20 protein-coding genes are annotated in these 22,108 nt (G+C 47.9%); 10 read left to right on the forward strand and 10 right to left on the reverse strand.

Features of this window, described 5'->3' with window-relative positions:
• Nucleotides 1–14 precede the first annotated feature (14 nt).
• Both OZ401_RS17165 and OZ401_RS17170 read left to right on the forward strand, forming a co-directional pair.
• On the forward strand, nucleotides 15–695 hold the full coding sequence (locus tag OZ401_RS17165; protein ID WP_341471671.1) for a hypothetical protein: 681 nt from the start codon (nucleotides 15–17) through the stop codon (nucleotides 693–695).
• Between the two features lie 8 nt (nucleotides 696–703).
• The gene (locus OZ401_RS17170) at nucleotides 704–2,263 is read left to right on the forward strand and encodes a tRNA nucleotidyltransferase/poly(A) polymerase-related protein (RefSeq protein ID WP_341471672.1); all 1,560 of its coding nucleotides are present in this window, start codon (nucleotides 704–706) and stop codon (nucleotides 2,261–2,263) included.
• Nucleotides 2,264–2,266: 3 nt separating this feature from the next.
• Here the strand turns inward: OZ401_RS17170 and OZ401_RS17175 are convergent, their stop codons facing one another.
• The gene (locus OZ401_RS17175) at nucleotides 2,267–2,674 is read right to left on the reverse strand and encodes a DUF2203 domain-containing protein (protein ID WP_341471673.1); all 408 of its coding nucleotides are present in this window, start codon (nucleotides 2,672–2,674) and stop codon (nucleotides 2,267–2,269) included.
• A gap of 232 nt (nucleotides 2,675–2,906) precedes the next feature.
• Here OZ401_RS17175 and OZ401_RS17180 point away from each other — a divergent pair, with 232 nt between their 5' ends.
• Entirely contained in the window at nucleotides 2,907–3,185 is a 279-nt protein-coding gene (locus OZ401_RS17180; RefSeq protein WP_341471674.1) for a hypothetical protein, read from the forward strand.
• 162 nt (nucleotides 3,186–3,347) lie between these two features.
• Here the strand turns inward: OZ401_RS17180 and OZ401_RS17185 are convergent, their stop codons facing one another.
• Entirely contained in the window at nucleotides 3,348–4,706 is a 1,359-nt protein-coding gene (locus OZ401_RS17185; protein ID WP_341471675.1) for a Glu/Leu/Phe/Val family dehydrogenase, read from the reverse strand.
• Nucleotides 4,707–4,925: 219 nt separating this feature from the next.
• Between OZ401_RS17185 and OZ401_RS17190 the strand changes: the two genes are divergently transcribed.
• From OZ401_RS17190 to argC, 5 genes are all read left to right on the forward strand, one after another.
• Nucleotides 4,926–6,383 carry an NAD-dependent malic enzyme gene (locus tag OZ401_RS17190; protein WP_341471676.1) on the forward strand — a complete coding sequence of 486 codons (1,458 nt, stop codon included), beginning with the start codon at nucleotides 4,926–4,928 and terminating at the stop codon, nucleotides 6,381–6,383.
• Between the two features lie 145 nt (nucleotides 6,384–6,528).
• A complete protein-coding gene (locus OZ401_RS17195) occupies nucleotides 6,529–6,843 on the forward strand; it encodes a hypothetical protein (RefSeq protein ID WP_341471677.1) in 315 nt (104 codons plus the stop codon).
• Between the two features lies 1 nt (nucleotide 6,844).
• On the forward strand, nucleotides 6,845–9,499 hold the full coding sequence (locus OZ401_RS17200) for a flippase (RefSeq protein WP_341471678.1): 2,655 nt from the start codon (nucleotides 6,845–6,847) through the stop codon (nucleotides 9,497–9,499).
• 2 nt (nucleotides 9,500–9,501) lie between these two features.
• Complete coding sequence (locus tag OZ401_RS17205; RefSeq protein WP_341471679.1) at nucleotides 9,502–9,978, forward strand: HAD family hydrolase; 477 nt, start codon at nucleotides 9,502–9,504, stop codon at nucleotides 9,976–9,978.
• Nucleotides 9,979–10,067: 89 nt separating this feature from the next.
• Nucleotides 10,068–11,129 carry an N-acetyl-gamma-glutamyl-phosphate reductase gene (gene argC / locus OZ401_RS17210; RefSeq protein WP_341471680.1) on the forward strand — a complete coding sequence of 354 codons (1,062 nt, stop codon included), beginning with the start codon at nucleotides 10,068–10,070 and terminating at the stop codon, nucleotides 11,127–11,129.
• Nucleotides 11,130–11,156: 27 nt separating this feature from the next.
• Here argC and OZ401_RS17215 read toward each other — a convergent pair whose 3' ends face one another.
• The 5 genes from OZ401_RS17215 to OZ401_RS17235 form a co-directional block, all read right to left on the reverse strand.
• A complete protein-coding gene (locus tag OZ401_RS17215) occupies nucleotides 11,157–11,663 on the reverse strand; it encodes a phage tail protein (protein ID WP_341471681.1) in 507 nt (168 codons plus the stop codon).
• Between the two features lie 79 nt (nucleotides 11,664–11,742).
• Nucleotides 11,743–12,918: a coiled-coil domain-containing protein gene (locus OZ401_RS17220; protein WP_341471682.1), complete on the reverse strand. Its 1,176-nt coding sequence runs from the start codon at nucleotides 12,916–12,918 to the stop codon at nucleotides 11,743–11,745.
• Between the two features lie 108 nt (nucleotides 12,919–13,026).
• Complete coding sequence (gene eno, locus OZ401_RS17225; RefSeq protein WP_341471683.1) at nucleotides 13,027–14,316, reverse strand: phosphopyruvate hydratase; 1,290 nt, start codon at nucleotides 14,314–14,316, stop codon at nucleotides 13,027–13,029.
• Nucleotides 14,317–14,578: 262 nt separating this feature from the next.
• The gene (locus tag OZ401_RS17230; RefSeq protein WP_341471684.1) at nucleotides 14,579–15,103 is read right to left on the reverse strand and encodes a cysteine hydrolase family protein; all 525 of its coding nucleotides are present in this window, start codon (nucleotides 15,101–15,103) and stop codon (nucleotides 14,579–14,581) included.
• Between the two features lie 99 nt (nucleotides 15,104–15,202).
• Nucleotides 15,203–15,844 carry a TMEM175 family protein gene (locus OZ401_RS17235; protein WP_341471685.1) on the reverse strand — a complete coding sequence of 214 codons (642 nt, stop codon included), beginning with the start codon at nucleotides 15,842–15,844 and terminating at the stop codon, nucleotides 15,203–15,205.
• A gap of 214 nt (nucleotides 15,845–16,058) precedes the next feature.
• Here OZ401_RS17235 and OZ401_RS17240 point away from each other — a divergent pair, with 214 nt between their 5' ends.
• Nucleotides 16,059–16,490, forward strand: coding sequence for a nitroreductase family deazaflavin-dependent oxidoreductase (locus tag OZ401_RS17240; RefSeq protein ID WP_341471686.1), 432 nt, complete (start codon nucleotides 16,059–16,061; stop codon nucleotides 16,488–16,490).
• Here the strand turns inward: OZ401_RS17240 and OZ401_RS17245 are convergent, their stop codons facing one another.
• The 3 genes from OZ401_RS17245 to OZ401_RS17255 all read right to left on the reverse strand — a co-directional run bounded on the left by OZ401_RS17245 (nucleotide 16,491) and on the right by OZ401_RS17255 (nucleotide 19,697).
• Entirely contained in the window at nucleotides 16,491–17,294 is an 804-nt protein-coding gene (locus OZ401_RS17245; protein WP_341471687.1) for an ABC transporter ATP-binding protein, read from the reverse strand.
• On the reverse strand, nucleotides 17,294–18,436 hold the full coding sequence (locus tag OZ401_RS17250; RefSeq protein WP_341471688.1) for a FecCD family ABC transporter permease: 1,143 nt from the start codon (nucleotides 18,434–18,436) through the stop codon (nucleotides 17,294–17,296). The genes OZ401_RS17245 and OZ401_RS17250 overlap by 1 nt, the downstream gene beginning before the upstream one ends.
• 91 nt (nucleotides 18,437–18,527) lie before the next feature.
• Nucleotides 18,528–19,697: a class I SAM-dependent methyltransferase gene (locus tag OZ401_RS17255; protein ID WP_341471689.1), complete on the reverse strand. Its 1,170-nt coding sequence runs from the start codon at nucleotides 19,695–19,697 to the stop codon at nucleotides 18,528–18,530.
• Between the two features lie 545 nt (nucleotides 19,698–20,242).
• Between OZ401_RS17255 and OZ401_RS17260 the strand changes: the two genes are divergently transcribed.
• Nucleotides 20,243–21,928, forward strand: a complete 1,686-nt coding sequence (locus OZ401_RS17260) for an RCC1 domain-containing protein (RefSeq protein ID WP_341471690.1) — start codon at nucleotides 20,243–20,245, stop codon at nucleotides 21,926–21,928.
• Nucleotides 21,929–22,108 lie beyond the last annotated feature (180 nt).

The raw sequence follows: 22,108 nt of genomic DNA on the forward strand, positions 1-22,108 counted from the left end.
AGAGAAACAAACCAATGTACGGGCTTAATCACATACGCAAAGTGGCAATGAATAATATTATAGGCGGCTTAGTAGTAGCAATCGTCGGTACAGGCGCGTGGATATTGCTACTTCCAAGCTCGGCTTTAATCGGGGAGTCGCTCATCGGTGCGCTTGTCTCGTTTCTAGGCTTTGGTGCAGGCTGGTATTTTTTACGTGTTATGCTCACCAGCCAAATTTACATGAACCTAACCAAAGAACAAAACTGGAACAAAACCGAAATCACGCGACTTAATAAAATACCCGCCGCCGAGCCAACCCGCAACGGGTTACCCTACATGAACTATGAAATCACTCGTCTGGTAGTGGTGTTTATTGCGGTGCTAATCCTCACCTACATCCTGACCGATCTAGTTGGTCTTTCGTTGGGCAGTTTTGCGGGGGGTTGGTTAGTAGGTAGCGGAATTGGCAAATGGCATTTTGTTGTAAAAATGGAAAAACAACAGGCGAAAAGCGGAGGTGCCTATTTCTTCAGCGATCCTGATTTTGGTCCCTATTCCGAAATCAGCTATTATAATCCCGATGAAGTTGTCGTCTTAGCCGAACCGCAAGGACTGACGCAGGTGAAAAAACCGACTCGAACTAGCCCTAAAACCCGCGCTGCGCAACCGCTCGTCCGTAACGACAACAACCGTAGTAATAAGCGCAAAAACTGAGCAAATTCATGTCCTACCCTCTTTCTGAACCGCAAAAAGTAGCGCTAGAAATAGCTACCCAACTATTTGATTCTGACTCGCTTTGGTTGGTGGGCGGGTGGGTGCGCGATACCTTGCTATCCCGCTTGGCTGATGATGTCGATTTAGCGGTCAGCGGTTCGCCTGTCGAAGTGCTGGCACTTGCGCGGCGTTTCTCCAACACCGTCCAAACGCACCTACCGGGCTGGCAAATCTCCTATTTCCCGCTTGATACCGAGAACGGTGTGGCGCGTATAGTTTTTAAATCAGACAATGAACATTTCTATTTCGATTTCGCCGCCCTTCAGCAAAACAACCTTACTGCCGATTTGCTACGGCGTGATTTCACGCTCAATGCCCTTGCCATTGTGCTACCCGATTTCCTTGAGCATGGTTTGGAAGCAACCGTAATTGACCTGTGCGGAGGACTGGAAGATATAAAAGCGCACCTGATTCGCCCCATCAGCGAGGCAAACATCATCAGTGACCCTCTGCGTATGCTGCGGGGAGTCCGCCTTAAAGCACAGCTTTCCAACCTCGAATCGGAGTGGCAACTTACTGCAGATGCGCTCGAAATTTTCCGCCGCAACGCCCCGCTCATAAAACAATCAGCGGGCGAACGTTGCGCGACAGAACTAAACAAAATCCTGCTGGCGGGTGGCGTAATTGACAGCTTACGGTTGCTCGACTCGTGTGGGTTGCTCTCGCTGCTCATCCCTGAACTGGACGAGGGCAAAGGCAATATTCAGATGAACGCCCATTATTACGATGTCTGGAATCACAGCTTGGTAACGGTTGATCGGGTGGAATGGCTGGTGCGTCCTAACTATCGTGGGCAAAGCCTCGATGAAATGATATTGGCAGAACGACCTGAAAATTATATCAGCCACTGGCAAGAGATTATCACAAAACTCTACGCCCACGAACAGGAACGGCTCTTGTGGTTGCTATGGGGCGCACTGCTCCACGATGTGGGCAAACCTCGCGCGCGTAGCGTGGATAGCGAAGGTGAAATCCACTTCTACCATCACGCTCAGGTAGGAGCGCAAATGGCACGCGCCATCCTTGAACGCTTCCATTTTAGCCGCCAGATGATCGAAGGCATCGCTACACTGGTAGATAACCATATGCGTATTGGTATGCTAAAAGCCAATTACGATGTGAAAAGCGGCAGTGGAGTCAGTAATCGCGCTATTTTTCGCTTTCTCAAAGATACTGACCCGGTGCAAATTGAAATGATGCCGCTCTCGCTGGCTGATCATGCCGCCGTAGTCGGTCCTTGGATTGCACAAGCGCGTCAGCTAAAAAGCTGGGAGCATCATCTCCATTTTATAGATAGGCTTTCCCTTAAATATTTGGGTTCGGTGGAGGAAAAACTGATTGGCAAGCCGCGTCTGTTGGACGGGCATGCACTAATGCAGGAACTGAAACTTGAACCGGGACCGCAACTAGGCAAAATCCTACGTGAAATCGAAGAAAGTCAGGCAGTTGGCGAAATCAGCAGCACAGAAGAAGCGTTAGAATTAGCGCGTCGCCTTTTGGGCTGCTAAATCTTAAAACTCCGAGAGCGGTCTCCGCGACATAAAACCTGTATCGAGCGTATGCCAGTATTCGATGGTTTCCTCGCCCATACGCCAACACAAATTAACTATCTCGCCGTTTGCCCGACGCGCCGGGAAATCTACCAGCCCCAAGTTTAAGTCTTTTACCTGGCAACCGATCTGATTGATTGCTTCGATATTCTCATCAATTGAGCGTCGTAACTCAGCAAGGCGCGAGGTTAGCCCCTCTCTCTTAACTTCATATCCGTTTCCATGCGCCTTGCTATCATCCAACGCCTTATATTCGTTACCCTTCGCGCTAAACTCCTCCATTGCTGCCATTAACACCTGTAGTAGATTGCGCAAGCGAGGTAACAATGCTAGCGCATCTTCCAAAGTAAAAAGTTGCTCAAATGCCATCTTTTGTTTCCTTAATTCCAACTTATAAGATCAATATAAATAAATTTACATGGGGATTTTATCAAAAATAATCCTTTCTAGTACTTAATTCCTATGACCATGTTCTCATAGTAGATTAACATTAATTCTATTAAAATATATTTATTGATATAGGGTGCAACTGGTAGATAGATCGGTTAAAGGTAAATAGCTTTTAAAGACATTCTTACTATTTTGCATTGGGGTCAGCACAATGAGTAAAAATCCTGTCGCGCTAAATGTTGTTCAACGGCTGCGCCAATATAATCATGAAATCGCAAATTATCTGCTTACTGCATCACTTACACTAGAGTTATGTGGCTCAGTACGTAACATGACTCCCGAAGACTTTGATGTACTTAAAGTCGAACTCGTTAAAATAATGGGCGAGCTTCAAAAGAGCCAAGATGATATGAAGCTGTTGAACGGTATTTTACAAAACGATGGCGCTACCAATATGCCAATATTATTATTGGAAGATGAAGTAGCCTAGCCTTTCTTACAATCCCGCTCACATCGTCTTTTAGAGACTCAGCTCTTATTTTGGTTAAACTCTTTAACCGAAACTAGATTCATAAATACTACTATAAAATAAAAGCAACGAGCTTTACACTCGTCGCTTTGAGCCACAAAATAACTGCGAAATCAATCATAATCAAGGATAAATTCCACGTATGCTGGTTGCGTCCGCCACACGCCCTATCGCCAGCAAATAAGCGGCTGTGCGCATATCAGTTTTTTCACGCTGCGAAATGCTATATACCTGTGCAAAGCTATTTGCCATAACATCAACCAGTTTCCGGTTAATTTCTTCTTCCGTCCAGAAAAAAGCCTGCCGATCTTGCACCCACTCAAAATAACTGACCGTCACCCCACCTGCGTTGGCTAAAATATCCGGAACCAATAAGATTCCCCTATCCCGAAAAATGTGATCGGCTTCGGGGGCAGTGGGACCGTTCGCGCCTTCAACTATCAAACGTGCCTGCACCTGATTGGCATTTTGCTCGGTCAATTGATTCTCAAGCGCTGCCGGTATCAGAATATCGCAGGGCAAGGTCAATACTTCGAGATTTGAAATAGCTTCAGCCTCCGGATAACCCAATATAGTATTATTCGGAGTGGTACGGGTATAGGCAAGTAGCGCCGGAATATCTATGCCTTTCGGATTATAAAGACCTGCATAGACATCGCTAACCGCCACCACCTTGCAACCCAACTCATGCATCAGGCGCGCCGAAACCGAACCTACATTCCCGAAGCCCTGTACCACCACTCTTGTCCCGGCAAGTGGAAGATCGATTGTCTTCGCCGCTTCTCGCGCCGATACGCTAACCCCTCGCCCGGTCGCTTCCACGCGCCCTAGCGAACCACCTGTATTAATCGGTTTACCGGTAACCACTCCGGTAATACCTTTGCCTCGGTGCATCGAGTAGGTATCCATAATCCATGCCATCGTTTGCGGGTTTGTTGCCACATCGGGAGCAGGAATATCGGTTTCAGGTCCGATTAATATAGAGATTTCGGTTGTAAAACGGCGAGTTAATCTTTCCAGTTCACGCTGTGAATATTGGGTAGCATCTATCACCACCCCGCCCTTTGCCCCACCGTAAGGTATATTTACCACCGCACATTTCCACGTCATCCACATTGCAAGTGCGCGCACTTCGTCCATTGAAACGTTGGGGTGGTAGCGAATCCCGCCCTTAACCGGCCCACGCGCATTATTATGATGCACCCGATAGCCGGTAAGCACTTTGATACGCCCATCATCCAAACGTACCGGGAAATTAACTTTCAATTCACGTTGCGGTACTGACAATATTTCCCGCAAGCCATCATCCAAACACAATTTATCTGCCGCATAAAAAAACTGTTCTTGCGCTATCTCATAAGGTGAGCGTGCTATAACAGTTTCTTTTACCTTATTTATTTCATTTGAATACGATGGTATTGTCTCCTTAGCAGGCGACAGTGCCGCTGCCTCACCATTGAGGCGGTTTGCTGCGAGAGTCATCAAATTTCCTCCATCTTTATGTACATCTTGCACAAATATGCACCAATTATTTTAGCATATTGCCCAAGCTTAAATCAAGACGAAATAATCACGTTTACTTCATTTAAACTTATATTTACTGCGCTCACACCTAGCTGCGGTATGTTATAATCTTGATAATCCACGAAGAAGTGAAGAGAAGTCCCCATAACCTCATTATTCTTTTACAGGTGTGAAAAAATGAATATCACCCCGAATGCCAGTTACAGTTTTACGCTGCGAATCGAAATCCCTAACCGGGTAGGGATGTTAAGCCAAATAATGGCTGCTATCGCCAACTCCGGCGGAGACCTCGGTGCAATTGATATTGTACAGGCTAGCCGTGACAAAATGGTTCGTGATATTACGGTATCAGCCGGCTCTGAGCAACATGCCGATGAAATTACTTCAAATGTTGCCGTTATTGAAGATGTGAATATTATCAATGTCAGCGACCGCACTTTCCTACTTCATTTGGGCGGAAAAATTTCGGTTAACTCCAAAATCCCGCTTAAAACCCGCGACCAGTTGAGCATGGCTTATACTCCCGGTGTCGCGCGTGTTTGCAACGCCATTGCTGAAGACAAGAGCAAGGTCTATTCTCTAACTATAAAGGGCAACACAGTTGCAGTTGTCACGGATGGAACGGCGGTTTTGGGACTTGGCAATATCGGACCGGAAGCAGCTATGCCAGTCATGGAAGGCAAAGCCATGCTCTTCAAAGAGTTCGGACAGGTAGACGCTTTCCCGATTTGCCTCTCAACGCAGAATACCGAAGAGATAATTCAGACTGTAAAAGCCATAGCGCCTACTTTTGGAGGCATTAACCTAGAAGATATTTCTGCCCCGCGTTGCTTCGAAATTGAGAAAAGGCTGATTGAGGAACTCGATATTCCGGTAATGCACGATGACCAGCATGGTACGGCGGTAGTGGTGTTAGCCGCTCTTTTAAACGCCCTCAAAGTGGTCAACAAAAATATCGGCGAAATAAAAGTGGTGGTAAATGGGATTGGTGCTGCCGGAGTAGCTTGCAGCAAAATCCTGATGGCAGCAGGGGTACAGCATATCATTGGTTGTGACCGACGCGGCGCAGTTTATAAAGGGCGTGTCGAAGATATGAACGTTGCCAAAGAATGGTACGCCGAACACACCAATTTTGAAGGCGAACGCGGCACTTTGGTGAATGCGATGAAAGATGCGGATGTGTTCTTGGGCTTAAGCGGTCCCAATACTTGTACCGTCAAACATCTCAAGCAAATGGCACGCGACCCGATTGTGTTCGCCCTCGCCAACCCCACTCCGGAAATCCAGCCTGAGGATGCCGCGCCCTATGTGGCAGTTATGGCGACCGGACGTAGCGACTATCCCAATCAAATTAACAACGTGCTGTGTTTCCCCGGTATCTTTCGCGGTGCGCTAGATTGCCGAGCCACCAAGATTAATGACCAGATGAAATTGGCGGCAGCCCGCGCTATCCAGTCTATCATTTCCGAGGATGAATTGAGTGCAGACTATATCATACCCAGTGTGTTTGATCGCCGGGTGGGTGTAAGTGTAGCTAAAGCGGTAATGGATGCTGCTTACGAAACAGGCGTGGCACGCCGCGAACGCAAATCCAGTTCCGGTAATACAGTTGCGCCGTTGCCCACTTCCGTATAAATCGCTTTTCTTATTGCTCAAAGTCGGAAATATTTGCCCGACTTTGAGCGTTCCTCAAATCCCAATTGGCTTTCGCTCGTTTGCGCCCTGCTACTTAAAATGCTAAGATACTCCATCTGTTAACCTTACAACAGGAAAGAATCTTATGGCAAAATCAGTTAATGTAGATAAAAAGACTCTGGCAACCGGGCAGAAAGCTATCAAAACACTTGATAAGCAAGCTGCCAAGACTCAAAGTGAGCGGGAAGCCGCTGCTAAAAAACCGCAAACATCGCTGGCTTTTGCCCGTTACAGCTTTCGCCAGCGTGATAAACTCAGCCAAATGCCAAACCTGCTAAAAGTGGTGGTGGTTCTGTTGGCAATGCGTTGGTTTCTTGGTCGCCGTGACGAAGCCAAAGGGGAAAGCGAAATTGCGGAAGCTATAAAGTTCCTGCGCGAGAGCCGAGGCTTCCAGCCATAGGGTGCAAACTCACACTCCACCCGGCAAGAATAATTTAGCGCCCGTCCCTACGCGCCAGCGTTTTCGGCAAAATTTATTGCTAGGGTTGGCGCTTTTAATATTCGCCTGCCTCGCTTGCTTGCCCGGTCTAGTCACTTCCCAAAATACCCTGAGTGTTTCTATAATCTCTACACAGCCGATAAATGACTCTTTACGATACGATTGGGATGCCGCCCGTGACCTCTTGCTTGATCGCCAACCCCCGCTCTGGCACGCCAATAGCCCCTTGCTAGCATCTAGTCCTGTTCCAGCGCTATATCCCTTCTCAATATTATATTATGTAAACTTAAATATATTCCTATTCGCCGCTTTTCATCTATGGGTCGCGTTGATAGGAATCGGGCTACTGGCGAAACGATTACAAAACAAAGCATGGCGCATCAGCGGAATATTAGCCGGATTCGCCCTGGTTCTAGTGGGATTACCAGCCTTACGCCCCGATCATATGGCGGCATTGGCATGGCTACCGCTGGCTATTTGGTTGCCCCTCTCCTCTCGCCGTTATGTGAAAATGCTAGGGCTGGCGTTGGCGCTTGGCTTCATAGCGCTGGCGGTAGAAACTACTTTCGCCCTTACGCTGCTAGGTGGCGTAAGCTTGTGGCTAATATTGGTAGAAGCTAAGGCAGGCAAATGGAAAAGCAAAGCGGTTTTTGGCAGCATGCTGTGGGCGATAATCGTGCTGGCGTTGGCTTTGGGGCTGGCAGGTCCACAACTATTTCCGCGCCTTTCTTACCAACCCATCAACTACAGCACTCCCGCCACCCTAGAACCGCAAATAAACGGCGCAACTCTACTCGGAATCAGACAAATCAACGAAACGGACTTGCGCTATACCCTGCAAATAGACTCCTCCAGCACATCCCACAACATCGAAATGGTAGTGCCGGAGCGTTACGATAGCGGTTGGCAAGCGCAATATAGCCTGCCCGATGAGCCAAACAAATTCAGCGAGGCGAAGTTGGTAAGCACTCCAGAGGGCTGGCGCAAAATTAGCCTCGAATCAACCCCCGGAACGAATGTATTAACCGTGCGCCTGCGTTACAATCCCATCTCCTTTACGCTGGGTCTGTACGCTACCTTCCTTTCGGTTGCCAGCATGGCAATGATTCTGCTGGTACTTGGTTGGATACGCTTCTATCGCGAAGATGAACGCGATCATCCTTTGCGGCGTATCGTGAAAAACAGCGTTACACCGATGTTCGCGCAACTGGCGGGCAAAGTAATCGATTTCGGTTTCGCCTTTATCTCCCTTCGCTTGCTTGGTCCTGAAGGCAACGGGCGTTATACTTTCGCCGTAACCACTTGGCTCTTCTTCAATACGCTGGCAGATTTTGGTCTGGAAACGTTGGTTACACGCGAAGTAGCCCGTGACCGCAGCCACGCTAACACCAACCGCTATTTCAGTACCATGCTGGTAACACGCTTGAGCTTCTCCGCCTTGTCGCTGCCCATCGCTATGCTATGGGTGGGCGGCTTCAGCCTCACCGGAGAAATGACGGGGGATGTGGCGCTGGCGGTTGCCTTGCTAATGGTAGGCATGATGCCTAGTGCGGTTTCCGGCACACTGTCGGCGGTCTTTCGGGGTCACGAAAAATTCGAATATCTGGCAGCGAACCAAATTCTAGGCTCCATCATTAAAGTCCCACTGGGGCTAGGCGCATTGCTCATCGGGTGGGGTGTGGCAGGTCTTGCCGCCACTTCCATTGCAGTGAACCTGATAGCGATGTCCTCACTATGGACTATTTTTACACGCGAAGTAATCAAGCCCGATATTCGCAAGGGCTTCGAGCGTGCGCTTGTACCTGCAATGCTAAAAAGCGCCTTCCCTTTGATGCTGAATGGCTTCCTCATCAGCATAATGTTCAAGAGTGATGTATTCTTGCTCTTTCCCTTCAGGGGCGATATTGAGGTAGGCTTGTATAATTCTGGCTACAAGTTTATAGACGCGCTACTGATTTTTCCCTCTGCTATCACGCTGGCATTGTTCCCCCTTTTCAGCACCTACAGCCGCGACTCGCGCGAAAACTTGATGCGAGCCTATTCGGAAGCCCTGCGCCTATTGATTATCATCGGTTTGCCCATTTCAGCCGGAACTCTCTTTATAGCAAACGACCTGATTGGCGCAGCGTTCGGCGACAAATTCTTACCGGGTGGTGCAATCGCTCTGCAAATTCTGATCTGGTTCCTGCCCTTCAGCTACATAAACGGTGTCACCCAATACGTGCTGATTGCGCTAGACAAGCAACGCTATATTACAATAGCAGTGTTGATTACCGCCGGAGTAAACATTGGGGGAAATCTGATTTTCATTCCCTTCTTCGGCTATATCGCTGCTAGCGCCATGACCATCGCCACCGAAGTAATATTGCTGATAATCTACAGTATCCTGATGCGCCGAATGTTTGCGCCCATCCCATTTTTTAAAACGATGGCGCGTCCTGTTGTGGCTACGCTAGTAATGATGGCGGTTTTGACGTTGATTACAGTAGTCTTCGGCTTCAACAATTTCTTTGTCACAATTATTGTAGGAGTAGCAGTATTCCTAGGTGGATTGGTGCTGTTTGGCGGAGTTACCGGGGAAGATATGCGCTACCTACGTAAAATAGTTCGGAAATAGATATGGATAAAATTGCTTTTATAGATTTGGATGGAGTAGTGGCAAATAGCGTGCTCCGCTTTGAAAAAGCCACCAAAAACGGCAAAATCAATTGGGGATTGGTTTTCCATCCACCCATGCTCGGCCTGGACACGTTGATTCCGGGCGCAGATGCAATAATTGCACGGCTGGAAGAAGCTAATTGGACAGTTATCTACCTCTCTTCGCGCCCCGAACGGATTCTCGAACCTTCTAAAAAATGGCTGGAAAAGCACGGACTGGACGGACACGAAATAATCCTACGCCCTGCCAAAAAAGACGGCTTGAAAACCCCGCAGTGGAAAGCCTCAGTGGTGTGCAGAAAGGGCGCACCCGATGGTGAAACGCTCTTTGTAGATGACGAACCGGAGAATACTGCCGCCGCGCTTGAGTTATGGCAAGAAAAGTTCGGCAACAACGGCTTACGTGTGGCAAGTACGCTATCGGAAATCTCCCTGTAACAAGTCTTGCCGCTAAACCCTATAGCCGTTATACTGTTACTGCCAAAAGCAATATGATAAGCTTATAATTAATTTTGGGAAAAGGCGAAATGGAAAGTAAAATCAAAGTTTCGATAGTGGGCGTAACAGGTTATACCGGCAGCGAACTAGTACGTTTGCTAGTACGTCACCCGCAGGTGGAATTACTGGAACTGGAAGGGCGTAGCGCCGCCGGACAACCGCTCGGCAATGTCTTCCCACACCTAGCCCCACTGGGCTTGAGCGTCAAGGAAAAACTCGAACGCCCTGCCGAAGCCGATTTTATCTTTCTGGGTTTGCCCCATCACGCCTCCGCCGAACGCGCCGCCGAAATATTCGAGCAAGCGCCGAATACCCGTATTATAGATTTATCGGCAGATTTTCGCCTACGCGACCGCACCACCTACGAAAAATGGTATGGCGAACATCACGCTCCCTACCTATTGCCCGAAGCTCTCTACGGCTTGCCGGAACTTTATCGCAAGCAAGTAACCGCTAACACCCGCCTTGTAGCTAACCCCGGTTGTTACCCTACTTGCAGTAGCCTTGCACTTGCGCCTGCATTGTCTGAAAAAATCATCGAACCGTATGTGGTCATAAACGCACTCTCCGGCACGAGCGGGGCAGGACGCGGTTTGAAGCAAAACCTACACTACAGCGAAATGCACGATAGCGCCAGCGCGTATGGTCTGGAGGGTCACCGCCACGCCCCTGAGATTACCCAGATTCTAACCGATGTAAACCAACAAGCTAAGGTTACAGTGTCCTTCACCCCACACTTGATGCCGCTCGCACGTGGTATGCTGGCAACCTGCTCGGCGCGCCTCTCACCCGAATGGCTGGCGCAATACTCCGCCAACCCCAACGCCGCAATTCGCACCCTATACAGCAATTTCTACGCCGGAGAACAGTTCGTAAGAATAGTCACGACCCCACCGACCACCAAAGAGGTCTTTGGCTCAAACTATTGCTTCCTCTACCCCACCGTTGATATTGAAGCAGGGCGGTTAGTGGTAATCTCGGTGATCGACAATCTGGTCAAGGGTGCGGCAGGACAGGCAATTCAGAACATGAACTTGTTGTCGGGACTGCCGGAATCTCTCGGATTGGAAGCGTTGGGCATATACCCCTAGAACCCCTCGCTTTTATTTTGTATCAGCTTAGAAGGAAAGCCTGATTCCGGGTTGGCGTGGACTACCTGTCAGGGCAATTATGTGTTTATTATCCCAAGAGCCTCCATTAAAATTGGGCAAAGCAAAATTTTCATTGTCGTCCCCGCCGTAGGTAGTGCCGATGCAGGCATACAAATCGGGGTATTGAGAGATTGGCAACATAGACCCGTCACATAAAGCCCAACCGTTCGGTGCGTCCATATCATTAAACAACCTGATGTCACCGACGTAAGGAGCAAGTGAACGTGACGGGTAAATACCGGACAGCGCAATATAGAATTGTAGGTCCGGGGATGCGTTTTCGTTAAAATTGGGTATCCTAAAGTTAACTACGCCATCTCCACCATACATAGTACCAATAAGGCTAAACATGGCGGTGTTATTAGAGATTTGCAATGTTTGCCCACTGCATAAAATCCAGCCTCGATGTTCGTCTGTCCCCTCAAAGAGTCTGATGTCACCCATAAAAGGGTCTGAATTGTCGGATGCTGACATAGCTTTTTCCTTTCTAAAACTAACCTGAAAGGTAACATAAGTATTTTAATGCAAGTGGTGTCATTATCGCCTTTGTGGTTTAAATCGAGTCGTCGGTTTCAGGTTCGGATTGTTCCTGTGCTTGAGATTCTGCACGCGCTTTAGCCCGTGCTTTTACAGCGCGGCGCCCTGCCAAACCACCCGCCTGTGAACGGCTGCGATGTTGGCGCACCAGATCAAATTCGGCTTGAAGCGTTTCTAACTGGCGAGCAAGGCGCGTCTCTTCCAATTGGTACAACTCAAAAACCTCGCTATCCTCTACCTGCTTAACCTGCTCTATACGGACTTGTAACTCTAGTATAGTCTTATCAAGAGTGCGTAAGCGTTCATCCAGCGTAACAAAACGTGTCTGGGTACTCTCGTTATTACCGGCGATAACCTGATTCACATTGAAAAACTGACCCTCAAGTTGCTGGCGGATTTCCTCAAGACGACCCTGACCAACGGCGATGCGCTCATTAAACAGACGCTCCACCCTCACTATATTGCTCATTACGCGCTCATCTTCTTTACGCAAAACGTCCAGTACCGGCGCTATCTCATCAATGCGAACAGTATCTTGGCGCTGCAAATCTTCGAGGCGTGTGATGCGATTTGCGAAAAGCTGCACCTCTGCCCGCAAATCAACGACTTGTTGGTTAAATTCTTCGGTTGCGCGGCGCACACTCTGCTCGTTATTATGGATAATATCCAATACCCGATCCAGTTCGCGCTGGTAAAACTCCTGCGCATTGGCAGTAATTTTGATAGCTTCGCGCAAATCACGAATAGCACCGTCCAATCGAGTAATCTGGCTTTGCCCATCTCGCACTGTCATAAGGAGTTTATCAAGCTGAAGCCGATCCAAACCGAGTTGCTCGTTTTCCTTGCGGCGCGTTTCGACTATATCGGTAAACTGTGAACGCAACTCTCGTACCGCTTTAGCCGGTTCGCCAGCCCGAAACTGTAACTCTGCTAACTCCTGCTTAATACGCTGCTCGTCCATATTACGCACCTGCGTTGCTTGCGTAACCTCTGCCACGAAACGATCCATTTGCTCACGTATTTGGATTACACGCAGCTCGCTCTGTTTCCAGTTATCCTCAACGGAGTGCTGGCGCGCCATTTGTTCACGCACCAAACGTCGTACTTCATCCACCTGCTGCTGTAGCTGGTAAAGTTGCGCTTCGCCCTTCTTGAGAGAATCATCATCGCGGTAGTTGCGGGTTAAATCCATCGAAAACCTTCCTTATTACTTGAAGAGAGATGTTGGGCAAACCTGAAACGGGTTAAACCCCTTGCCCGCTACACCAGAAAGGAGCAGCGGGCAGGAATTAGAACGGGATTACTTCGCGCCGAGATTATAAAACGCTGCTTTACCCGGATAAACCGCGCCTACGCCCAGTTCTTCCTCAATGCGAAGAAGCTGGTTGAATTTCGCCACACGCTCGCTACGAGCCGGTGCGCCGGTCTTGATTTGCATAGTGTTGAGGGCAACCGCGAGGTCAGCAATGAAAGTATCTTCGGTTTCGCCGCTGCGATGGCTCATTACGGCAGTAAAGCCGGCGCGTTGTGCCATCGTAACCGCCTCGATAGTTTCAGTGAGAGAGCCGATCTGGTTCACTTTGGTGAGCATCGAGTTGGTAGTACCTTCAAGGATGCTGCGGGAAAGCCGCTTGGTATTGGTTACTAGATGATCATCACCAACAATTTGGAGACGATTCCCCAAACGATCGGTCATCAGTTTCCAGCCAGCCCAATCGTCCTCAGCCAAACCATCCTCGATAGAAATAATTGGGTATTTTTCCACCCAGTTCGCCCAGAAATCAACCATCTCGGCACTACTCAATTCACGCCCTTCCTTAGCCAGCACGTACTTACCATCCTGATAAAGCTCAGTGGTGGCAGGGTCTAGGGCGATGAAAATTTGCTCGCCGGGGGTGTAACCTGCTTTTTGGATTGCTTCGAGAATTACCTCGATTGCAGCTTCGTTATTCTTGAGGCTAGGTGCAAAACCACCCTCGTCGCCGATGCCTACGCTCAAACCTCTGCCATGAATCACCTTCTTGAGAGATTGGTAAATCTCCGCGCCCCATTGCAGGGCTTCGGCGAAACTCTTTGCCCCTACTGGCATAATCATGAATTCCTGGAAATCGGTGGAATCTTCAGCATGCTTCCCACCGTTCAGAATATTCATCATCGGTACGGGTAAGGTACGCGCGCCTACGCCGCCCAAATAACGATACAAAGGCAAGCCAAATTGTTCTGCTGCGGCGCGTGCCACTGCCATTGAAACACCCAGAATAGCATTTGCGCCCAGTTTTGCCTTGTTATGAGTGCCATCAAGTTCGAGCATGATTTTATCAATACCGACTTGGTCGCTGGCATCTAACCCTTCCAACGCATCAGCAATAAGGGTATTTACATTGTTAACTGCTTTCAGCACGCCCTTGCCGCCGTAACGCTTGGCATCGCCATCGCGCAATTCAACTGCTTCATGTGCACCAGTGCTAGCTCCGCTCGGTACTCCGGCACGCCCAAGAGCGCCCCCGGACAAGCCTACTTCTACTTCAACGGTGGGATTCCCACGCGAATCGAGTATTTCCCGTGCAATTACTGATTCAATTTCAGTCATCTTGATCTCACTCTCAAATTAATTATTTTCTGTTTCAACTCAATACTAAAAATACCTTTGCCATGATACACGAATCAGTAAAGAATCACAATTTAGCGGAACAAAAAGATGAACTGTCCGTTACTGCGCTTTTTTGGGAAATTATTAGCTTCATAGGATTCGGTAACGGTTTAGAGTCAGGGTGCTATGCCTGCAGACAATTCCCAAGTATCGCGCAGTAACGGACAGTTGGTACTGACTGAGTTTACTTTTGCTGGTGGATTCAAAATCCTACCTGGCTCGTAGTGAGAAGTTTGCCTAATTTGCCAAATGCTACATTGTGCTGGTCAATAATCTGAGAAGCAGATAAGTTAGAACTGTCAAAGGTACTGTGGGCATCACTTACCAAGATTACTTCATAACCCAGTGCAACAGCCCCACGGGTGGTGGCATTCACACAAAAGTCGGTTTGCATTCCGGCAATAACCAATCTTTTTACAGCTAGCTCGTCTAATTTCTGCTTCAGAGAGGTTTGGTAAAAAGCGTTCTCGGTAGTTTTTTGGATTAGGTTGTCGTTATTACTTGGAGCAAGAGCGGGGTGAATTAGCCAACCGGGCGTACTCGGTTCGTCCGGTTCGTTTACGCCACCGTTATTCTGCACAAAGAAAACAGGAATAGCCGCCTTCGAAGCTTTTGATATGAGAGTTTGTAGGTTTTGAAGAAGCCCTTCAGCCTTGTAAATTGGATGGTTCTCGTCAAACATATTCAGTTGCGCATCAATAATTAACAAAGCGGTAGTTTGGCTCATATATTGTTCCTCCAATCATAAAAGAATCACAATTTAACTGAACAAAAAAGCGTTTGATAAAAGCAAGCAGCAGGTATAAGGTCGTTTGCCTGCCAAATATTAATCTTTTGTAGTTTTAATTTCCGAGCGGGAAAAAGCGAAGAAAAAAGCCAGACCTACTACCAGCAAAAGGCTGGCAGCCACACTGTATAACGCCAGAATCCCGCTTAGAAGGTAGAGCGGGGGACCAAAATAATAAGAAAAGGTGATTGCTTTAACCAGTTCTGTATCACTACGCGGGTCGAGCAGGCGCTTTTTGTAGGCAGCACTCCACCACAGCAGGTTAAAGCTAACCGCTATAAAGAAATAGGTTATGCTATTAAAAATGGCAGCAGCGGTCTGGTCTGGCTTATCAATGTAGGCAGCTAATACTGCCGTAGGGAATGGTATAAAAGTGATAAACATCAGCAGGATTCCGTTCGACACCAATAACATCGTATTCGTACGTTTGATTACCTTGAACAGGCGATGATGATTGATCCACATAATCAGGATGGTCAGAAAACTGACCACAAAAGCAGCGTAGGAAGTCCACAAACCAATTAGGGCATCGGCGAGGCTTTTGTCTTCTCCAAGATTTTGTGGCACTTTTATTTCCAATACCAGCAAGGTTATGGCAATCGCGAACACGCCATCACTAAATGCCTCTAATCGGTTAGTATCCTTTTCTTCTGCTTCTCTAATACGGTTTTCACTCGACATATCTATGGAAACTCCTCGATTATATATTTCTTAAAAGTTTCGATACAGGGTAAATGATTAATAGCAGATTAACAAGCGCTTCAAGCGATATATTAGAAAATTCTAAATGAGTTTTGTATTAGAACTCAGGAACTTTTAATCTTGGTTTTTCGTATGAAAGTTAGATACACCTTTATAAATAAGTTCCTATAAGAAAAAAGTGTGGAGAACCTATATGCCAAAAGCATATCAACGGAATTTTATCGTAAAGTTTGTTAACACGCTGGTCACTTTTCTCACCAAATTGGGGATTGCGCCAAAAAACCAGTATATTCTGGAAGTGAAAGGGCGCAAAAGTGGAAAGATTTATACTACCCCGGTAATCTTGGTAGTAGAAAATACCCGGCGGTGGCTAGTTTCACCTTACGGGGAAGTGCAATGGGTAAAAAATGCGCGTGCGGTTGGTCAGGTTACGCTAAAACGAAAAGGTTTAACCGAAACTGTAACAATTACTGAAATTGATGGTACAGAACGTGGCGAGATTCTCAAAAAATATCTCAAACTAGCCTCGATAACTCAACCCTATTTTAATGTTTCCGTCGATGCTACTTTGGAAGCCTTTGAGGCGGAAGGCAAACTCCATCCGGTATTTTCGATTAGCGTTTAATCAGTTTTTTCGAAGGTTGGGGAGGATAAAGGTGGTCGGCTGTTGATTAACCGGATGCGGTGCAACCATCACGCTTGCTCCGTAAGCTCGCAGGATATTATCAGCAGTAATTACCTCGGCAGGCGTACCCGTAACCAACATTTCGCCTTTGGACATGAGCGCGAGACGATCGCAATATTGGGCTGCCAGATTCAATTCGTGGAAAACTGCCAGCACCCCGCGTTTTTGCCCTGCCTTGCCCTCCGCTTTCCAGCCCATCACAATTTCCATCACTTCGATCTGGTAATTGATGTCGAGGAAGGTAGTCGGCTCATCCAGCAGTAAAAAGCTCGGCTCTTGCGCTAATGCCATCGCCAGCAAAACACGCTGGCGCTCTCCACCGCTCAGTTCGCCCACGTAACGTTCCGCCAGTTGCCAGCAATCGGTAGAGCGCATCGCTTTTTCCACCGCTTTCCAATCTTCCAGCGATTCGTTTTGCAGCAGATGCTGGTAGGGGGTGCGCCCGAACATTACCACCTCAACGGCGGTGAAGGTTTCGGGTAGGTTGGGGCTTTGCGGCACGACCCCAATGAGACGCGCACGTTCGGCATGTTTTAGAGTAGCGAGCGTATGTCCTGCCAAACGAACCTTGCCCGAAGCGGGTTTGAGCAAACCGCTTACCGCTTTGATGAGAGTAGATTTGCCGCAGCCGTTGGGTCCGATAATGCCCACCAGTTCGCCTGCTTCCACCGCCAACGAAACATTCCTAACCACTTCCCGCGAACCGTAACCCACTCGTAGGGAATCTACTTCTAGCAACGGCATTAAAAAACCATCCGTTTCTTGCGCCTGAGCAGATAGATAAAGAAGGGTGCGCCCGCAAAAGCGGTGATAATCCCTACCGGAACTTCGCTCTGGGTAAGGGTACGCGCCAACATATCCGCTAGCACCATAAAAGTTGCGCCGAAGATAGCCGAGAGCGGCAACAACAAGCGATGGTCGTTTCCGGTCAAAAGGCGCACAGTGTGGGGTGCAACCAAACCAACAAAGCCGATTATTCCACTCACTGAAACCGCCGCCGCCGTCATGAGGGTTGCCGCCAACACCAGCACCAATTTCAACGCTTCAACATTTAAGCCGAGATTGGAAGCTTGTTCTTCGCCCAGTTGCAGCACGTTTAGCCTTCGCCCATACAGGTTCACGAGGGTAAGCCCTACTATTATATAGGGCAGGGTTTGCAGCAATTTATCCCAACTAGACAGGTTGAATCCACCTAGCAGCCAGCTATAAACAGTTACCAGTTTATCGGCGTTAAGGTAGGTAAGCAAGGAGGTGAACGCTGTTGCCAGCGAACCAATCGCGATACCCGCCAGCAATAGGGTAGTGGTAGGAACGCGCCCACCCACTCGCGCCAATCCATAAACCGCTGTAACGGTGACAGCCGCAGCTGCAAACGCCATCCATTGTACTGCTCCCGCGCTATACAAAAAGAGCGGTAGCGGTAACACCAACGCCACCACTGCGCCAACCGCTGCCCCTTGCGCCACTCCTACCAGATAGGGTTCTGCCAACGGGTTGCGGAAAAGCCCTTGATAGGTCGCTCCGGCAGAGGCGAGGCTTGCACCCACCACTCCCGCCAGCAACACTCTCGGCACGCGCACATCCCAGATTATAGAGTCGTGACCTTGCGAATAAGTTTCGGAGAAAGGCGGGAAAATCTTACCAAGCGTGTGATTCCAGATAATACTGAGCGCATCGCCAAGTGGCACCGACACTGCCCCGATTGTGCTGCACCACAGCAATACCAGCGCCAACGTCACCAACCCGCCCGTGACCAATACGGCACGTCTTTTCCAACTACGGTATAGTGGTGAACCCGCTAATCGAATGCCGGAGGGGCGGCGTTGTTCCGCTCGATTAAGTTCTAACGGGGTGCTTTCTGATTCTCCCTTTGCATCGAGGCGCATAATTCCCTTTCTGTTTGCTGCAAATAACCCTCATATTTTAGCATAAATCGAAATGAGGGTTGTAGCGACATATACAGCCGAATGGGCTATTTCACCTCCCGCGCAATTTGCTAACTAAAGTGGAGAGGCGCGCGCGCAAGCTTTGTTGATTCAGGCGCGTTTCGAGCGCATCAATGCGACGGTTTTTCGCGTTCCATTCTTGTTCAAGATCGCGGGTATAGCTCTGTAATTTGAAAAATTCGAGGCGCAAACGCTCGGCTTCGCTCTGCCAGTAATCTTTCGCATCCACCAATTTACCGGAGAGTTGTGCCAACGTTACCACTGTTCGATCGGGACTATCTTCAAGTTGTTTGAGCAAACTGCCAAGCTCTTGCCCCACCGCTATCTCAGTATAGGCGCTTTGCTGCGAAGGATGCGCAATGTCCGGCAATTGGCGCGGGTAGAACTGTTCGGGCGTATCGTTGAGCAAAGGGGTAGTTTGCAGATGCAAAGGCTTGCCCTTCATAGCAACCAGCGTCACCCGATCGCGGTATCGCTCGATCCGCACCGGATAATGGCATTCATAAACGGAAGTGAAGCCTGAACGCGCCAACAAATTATTGAGCGAAAGTAAAGTGAGCCAGAAACTACTGGAATTATCCAGCGATGCCAGCAGATTTTTCTCAATTTCTTCAGCAGTTGCGCCGGGAACATGCTCACGATAGGAGCGTCCCCAGTAAGTTTCGCCCTTGTACTCGCGCTTTTCATTCGGGGTAAAACTGATATGCCCGTCCACAATGGTCAATCCGGTGCAAACCTCGCCGATTTTCTCGATAAAGCCGAACACATCTGGCGTGTCAAGATGATAGACAATACCTGAGCAAATTACCACATCGAATAACCCGTATTTCTCGCGACTCAGGTTGCGTACGTCATCCACTACCAGTTCGATGTTATCCAGACCGAGCGTATCTTTGGCGAATTGAGCTTTAACCAGATTCGCCTCGCGTCCCTCGATTCCCACTACTTGCGCCCCGTGCATGGCAAATTCCAGCCCGTATATGCCGTTCAGACACGCCAAGTCCAACACCCGCAAGGTGTTCAGCGGCTTGCCCGCCAAGTCGGAAACGATTCGCAGGAAAAGCTTTACCCGGTAATCGGCATGCTCAAGACCATCTGACAAAGTGTAAAAGCCTTCGCCCAAATAAATATTATGAGTCCATGGACCGTACTTCTCGACAATAGCAACGTTGCGTTGTGCTAGTTCTTCAAGCGTGAGCATTTCAAGCTTCTCCGGGTATTATGTAAAGTAATATGATTTTTGTCAGCATAATCGGAACTATTATAACAGGTTTAAAAAGGGGGATTCTTATGAGATGGAGTGCAAAACAGGCGCATTTAACTGCGCCTGCATAGAGGAAATCAGGACGAGATGTATCAGCCGATTCTGGAAGGTTTTGTATTCCCGATTGACATCCTTTTGTCGTTGTAGCAAGAATTAGTTAGGTGCCTTGGATTAGATACATAACTCATAACACTTTTTCCTTTCCCCACAGTTTTGTGGTGAGAAGTTACAAATCATATTGGTTTTCCTATGTATTTCATATTTAAAAATGTATTAGACAGCATATTAAAATATTAATACATTAAATATATACAGCATATACGATGATTCAAATACAGTTTCTTTGCTTGCAATTTTAACTACATTCATGCTAAGTGGCATTGACAGTTTTATCCATTTACAGATGGGTTTTATTTATATGAAGCAATATACAAATTTGTATGCTTCAAAATGGTCTGTAAATGGTCATGAAAGGAGTAGTTATGATACTAAGGTTTAGTCGGAATGCAGTAATGTTACTGGTAATTCTTCTTCTAGTTTCCTTATTCTCCCCCCTTAATTCCATAGCTGCTATAAACTCAGCAGTTTATGGATGGGGCGCTAATTGGTACGGGCAGATAAACCCGCCTACGGGCTTGAGTGACGCTGTGGCTATTTCTGCCGGAGGAAATTATAGCCTAGCCCTCAAAAGCGATGGTACTGTGATTGGCTGGGGTTATAATGGGTTTGGGCAATTGAACATCCCACAGGGACTGACTAATGTCACTGCCATTTCAGCCGGGTATTATCATAGTTTGGCACTCAAAGGCGATGGTACTGTAGTGGCTTGGGGTTGTGGCTCATATGGTAATTCAGGACAATGTAATGTGCCGTCAAACTTGAGTGACGTTACTGCAATCGCCGCAGGGATGAACATGAGTCTAGCTCTACTAACGAACAAAACGGTGATTGCTTGGGGAGGCAACTGGTCTGGACAGTTAAATATTCCGACAGGTCTCACTGACGTTGTAGCAATTGCTGCCGGTGGAGACCACAGCCTGGCTCTTAAAAGTGATGGTACTGTGGTTGGCTGGGGCTATAATGGATCAGGACAAATAACTATTCCGACCGGATTGAGTAATGTAATTGCTATTTCTGCCAATTACAATAATAGCCTAGCTCTTAAGGACAACGGCACCGTATATGGTTGGGGCAGTTATGGTATAGGCTATCTTAATATGAATGGCATTTCAAGTAATGTTAAAGCCATTTCCGCTGGTTCCAGCCATAGTATGTTTCTTAAGAATGATGGAACAATTGAGTGCCAAGTGTCAATTTATATAAATTATGGGCAGTGCTCTGTACCGACCAATATTACGGGCTTTAAAGCTATTGCTGCCGGAAGCAATCACAGCCTAGGGCTAGTGATATTGGATAGCACGCCACCGGTTACAATTGCCAGTGCAACACCTAATGCCAACGTCGAAGGCTGGAATAACACCGATGTGACCGTAACCTTAAACGCTTCGGATGATGCGGGTGGTAGCGGTGTAGCTTCTGTTAGCTACAGCACGGATGGCATCAATTTCACCACCTTACTCGGTAGCACTGCCTCCGTAACTATCAACCTAGAAGGTATTACTACCTTATCATATTACGGCACCGACAAAAGTGGGAACCAAGAAGCCTTCAAAACCCTGATAGTCAAAATTGACAAGACTGCCCCAACGATAAGCTATTCGGGTAATGCAAATACGTATACTGTTGACCAGATTGTCAATATTACTTGTAGCACCAGTGATGATCTTTCCGGCTTAGCTTCCAGCGCTTGTGCTAATATAAATGGTGCGGCTTACACTTTCGCTCTTGGGACAAACAACTTCTCCACAAGCGCCAATGACAAAGCCGGAAATGTCGGCAACGGCGCAATCAACTTCACGCTCAACGTTGATTACCACAGCCTTTGCACTCTCAGCAAGAGCTTCTCCACCAAGTGGGCGATTGATACCGGATTGTGCGGAACCCTTGCACTGTCACAGACAGCGGAGGAACACGGTAAAACAAAAGTAAGAAATGAATTGCTCAATGTTTACAAAACCATTGTGCAGGCTGGGGAGAAGAGCAGGGCGCTAACGGCGCAACAAGCTGCCAAGCTAACGCAATTCGCTAACTGGCTTCAAACTCATTAACCCAATATTTGTTACTTTTCAGGCTCACTATGTGAATTTTGCAAGGGGGCAAGCTACAATATTTAGTATTAGACTTCAAACTCTTTGAAGTTAAAGCAAACCCTGAATATTTGCTCTTTTACAAATGATTTTGTAGCTCTAACTCTTAAGAATCTACATGTGGACCTGAATTGGTACTTT

The sequence above is a fragment of the Candidatus Chlorohelix allophototropha genome (assembly GCF_030389965.1).
Lineage (GTDB): Bacteria > Chloroflexota > Chloroflexia > Chloroheliales > Chloroheliaceae > Chlorohelix > Chlorohelix allophototropha.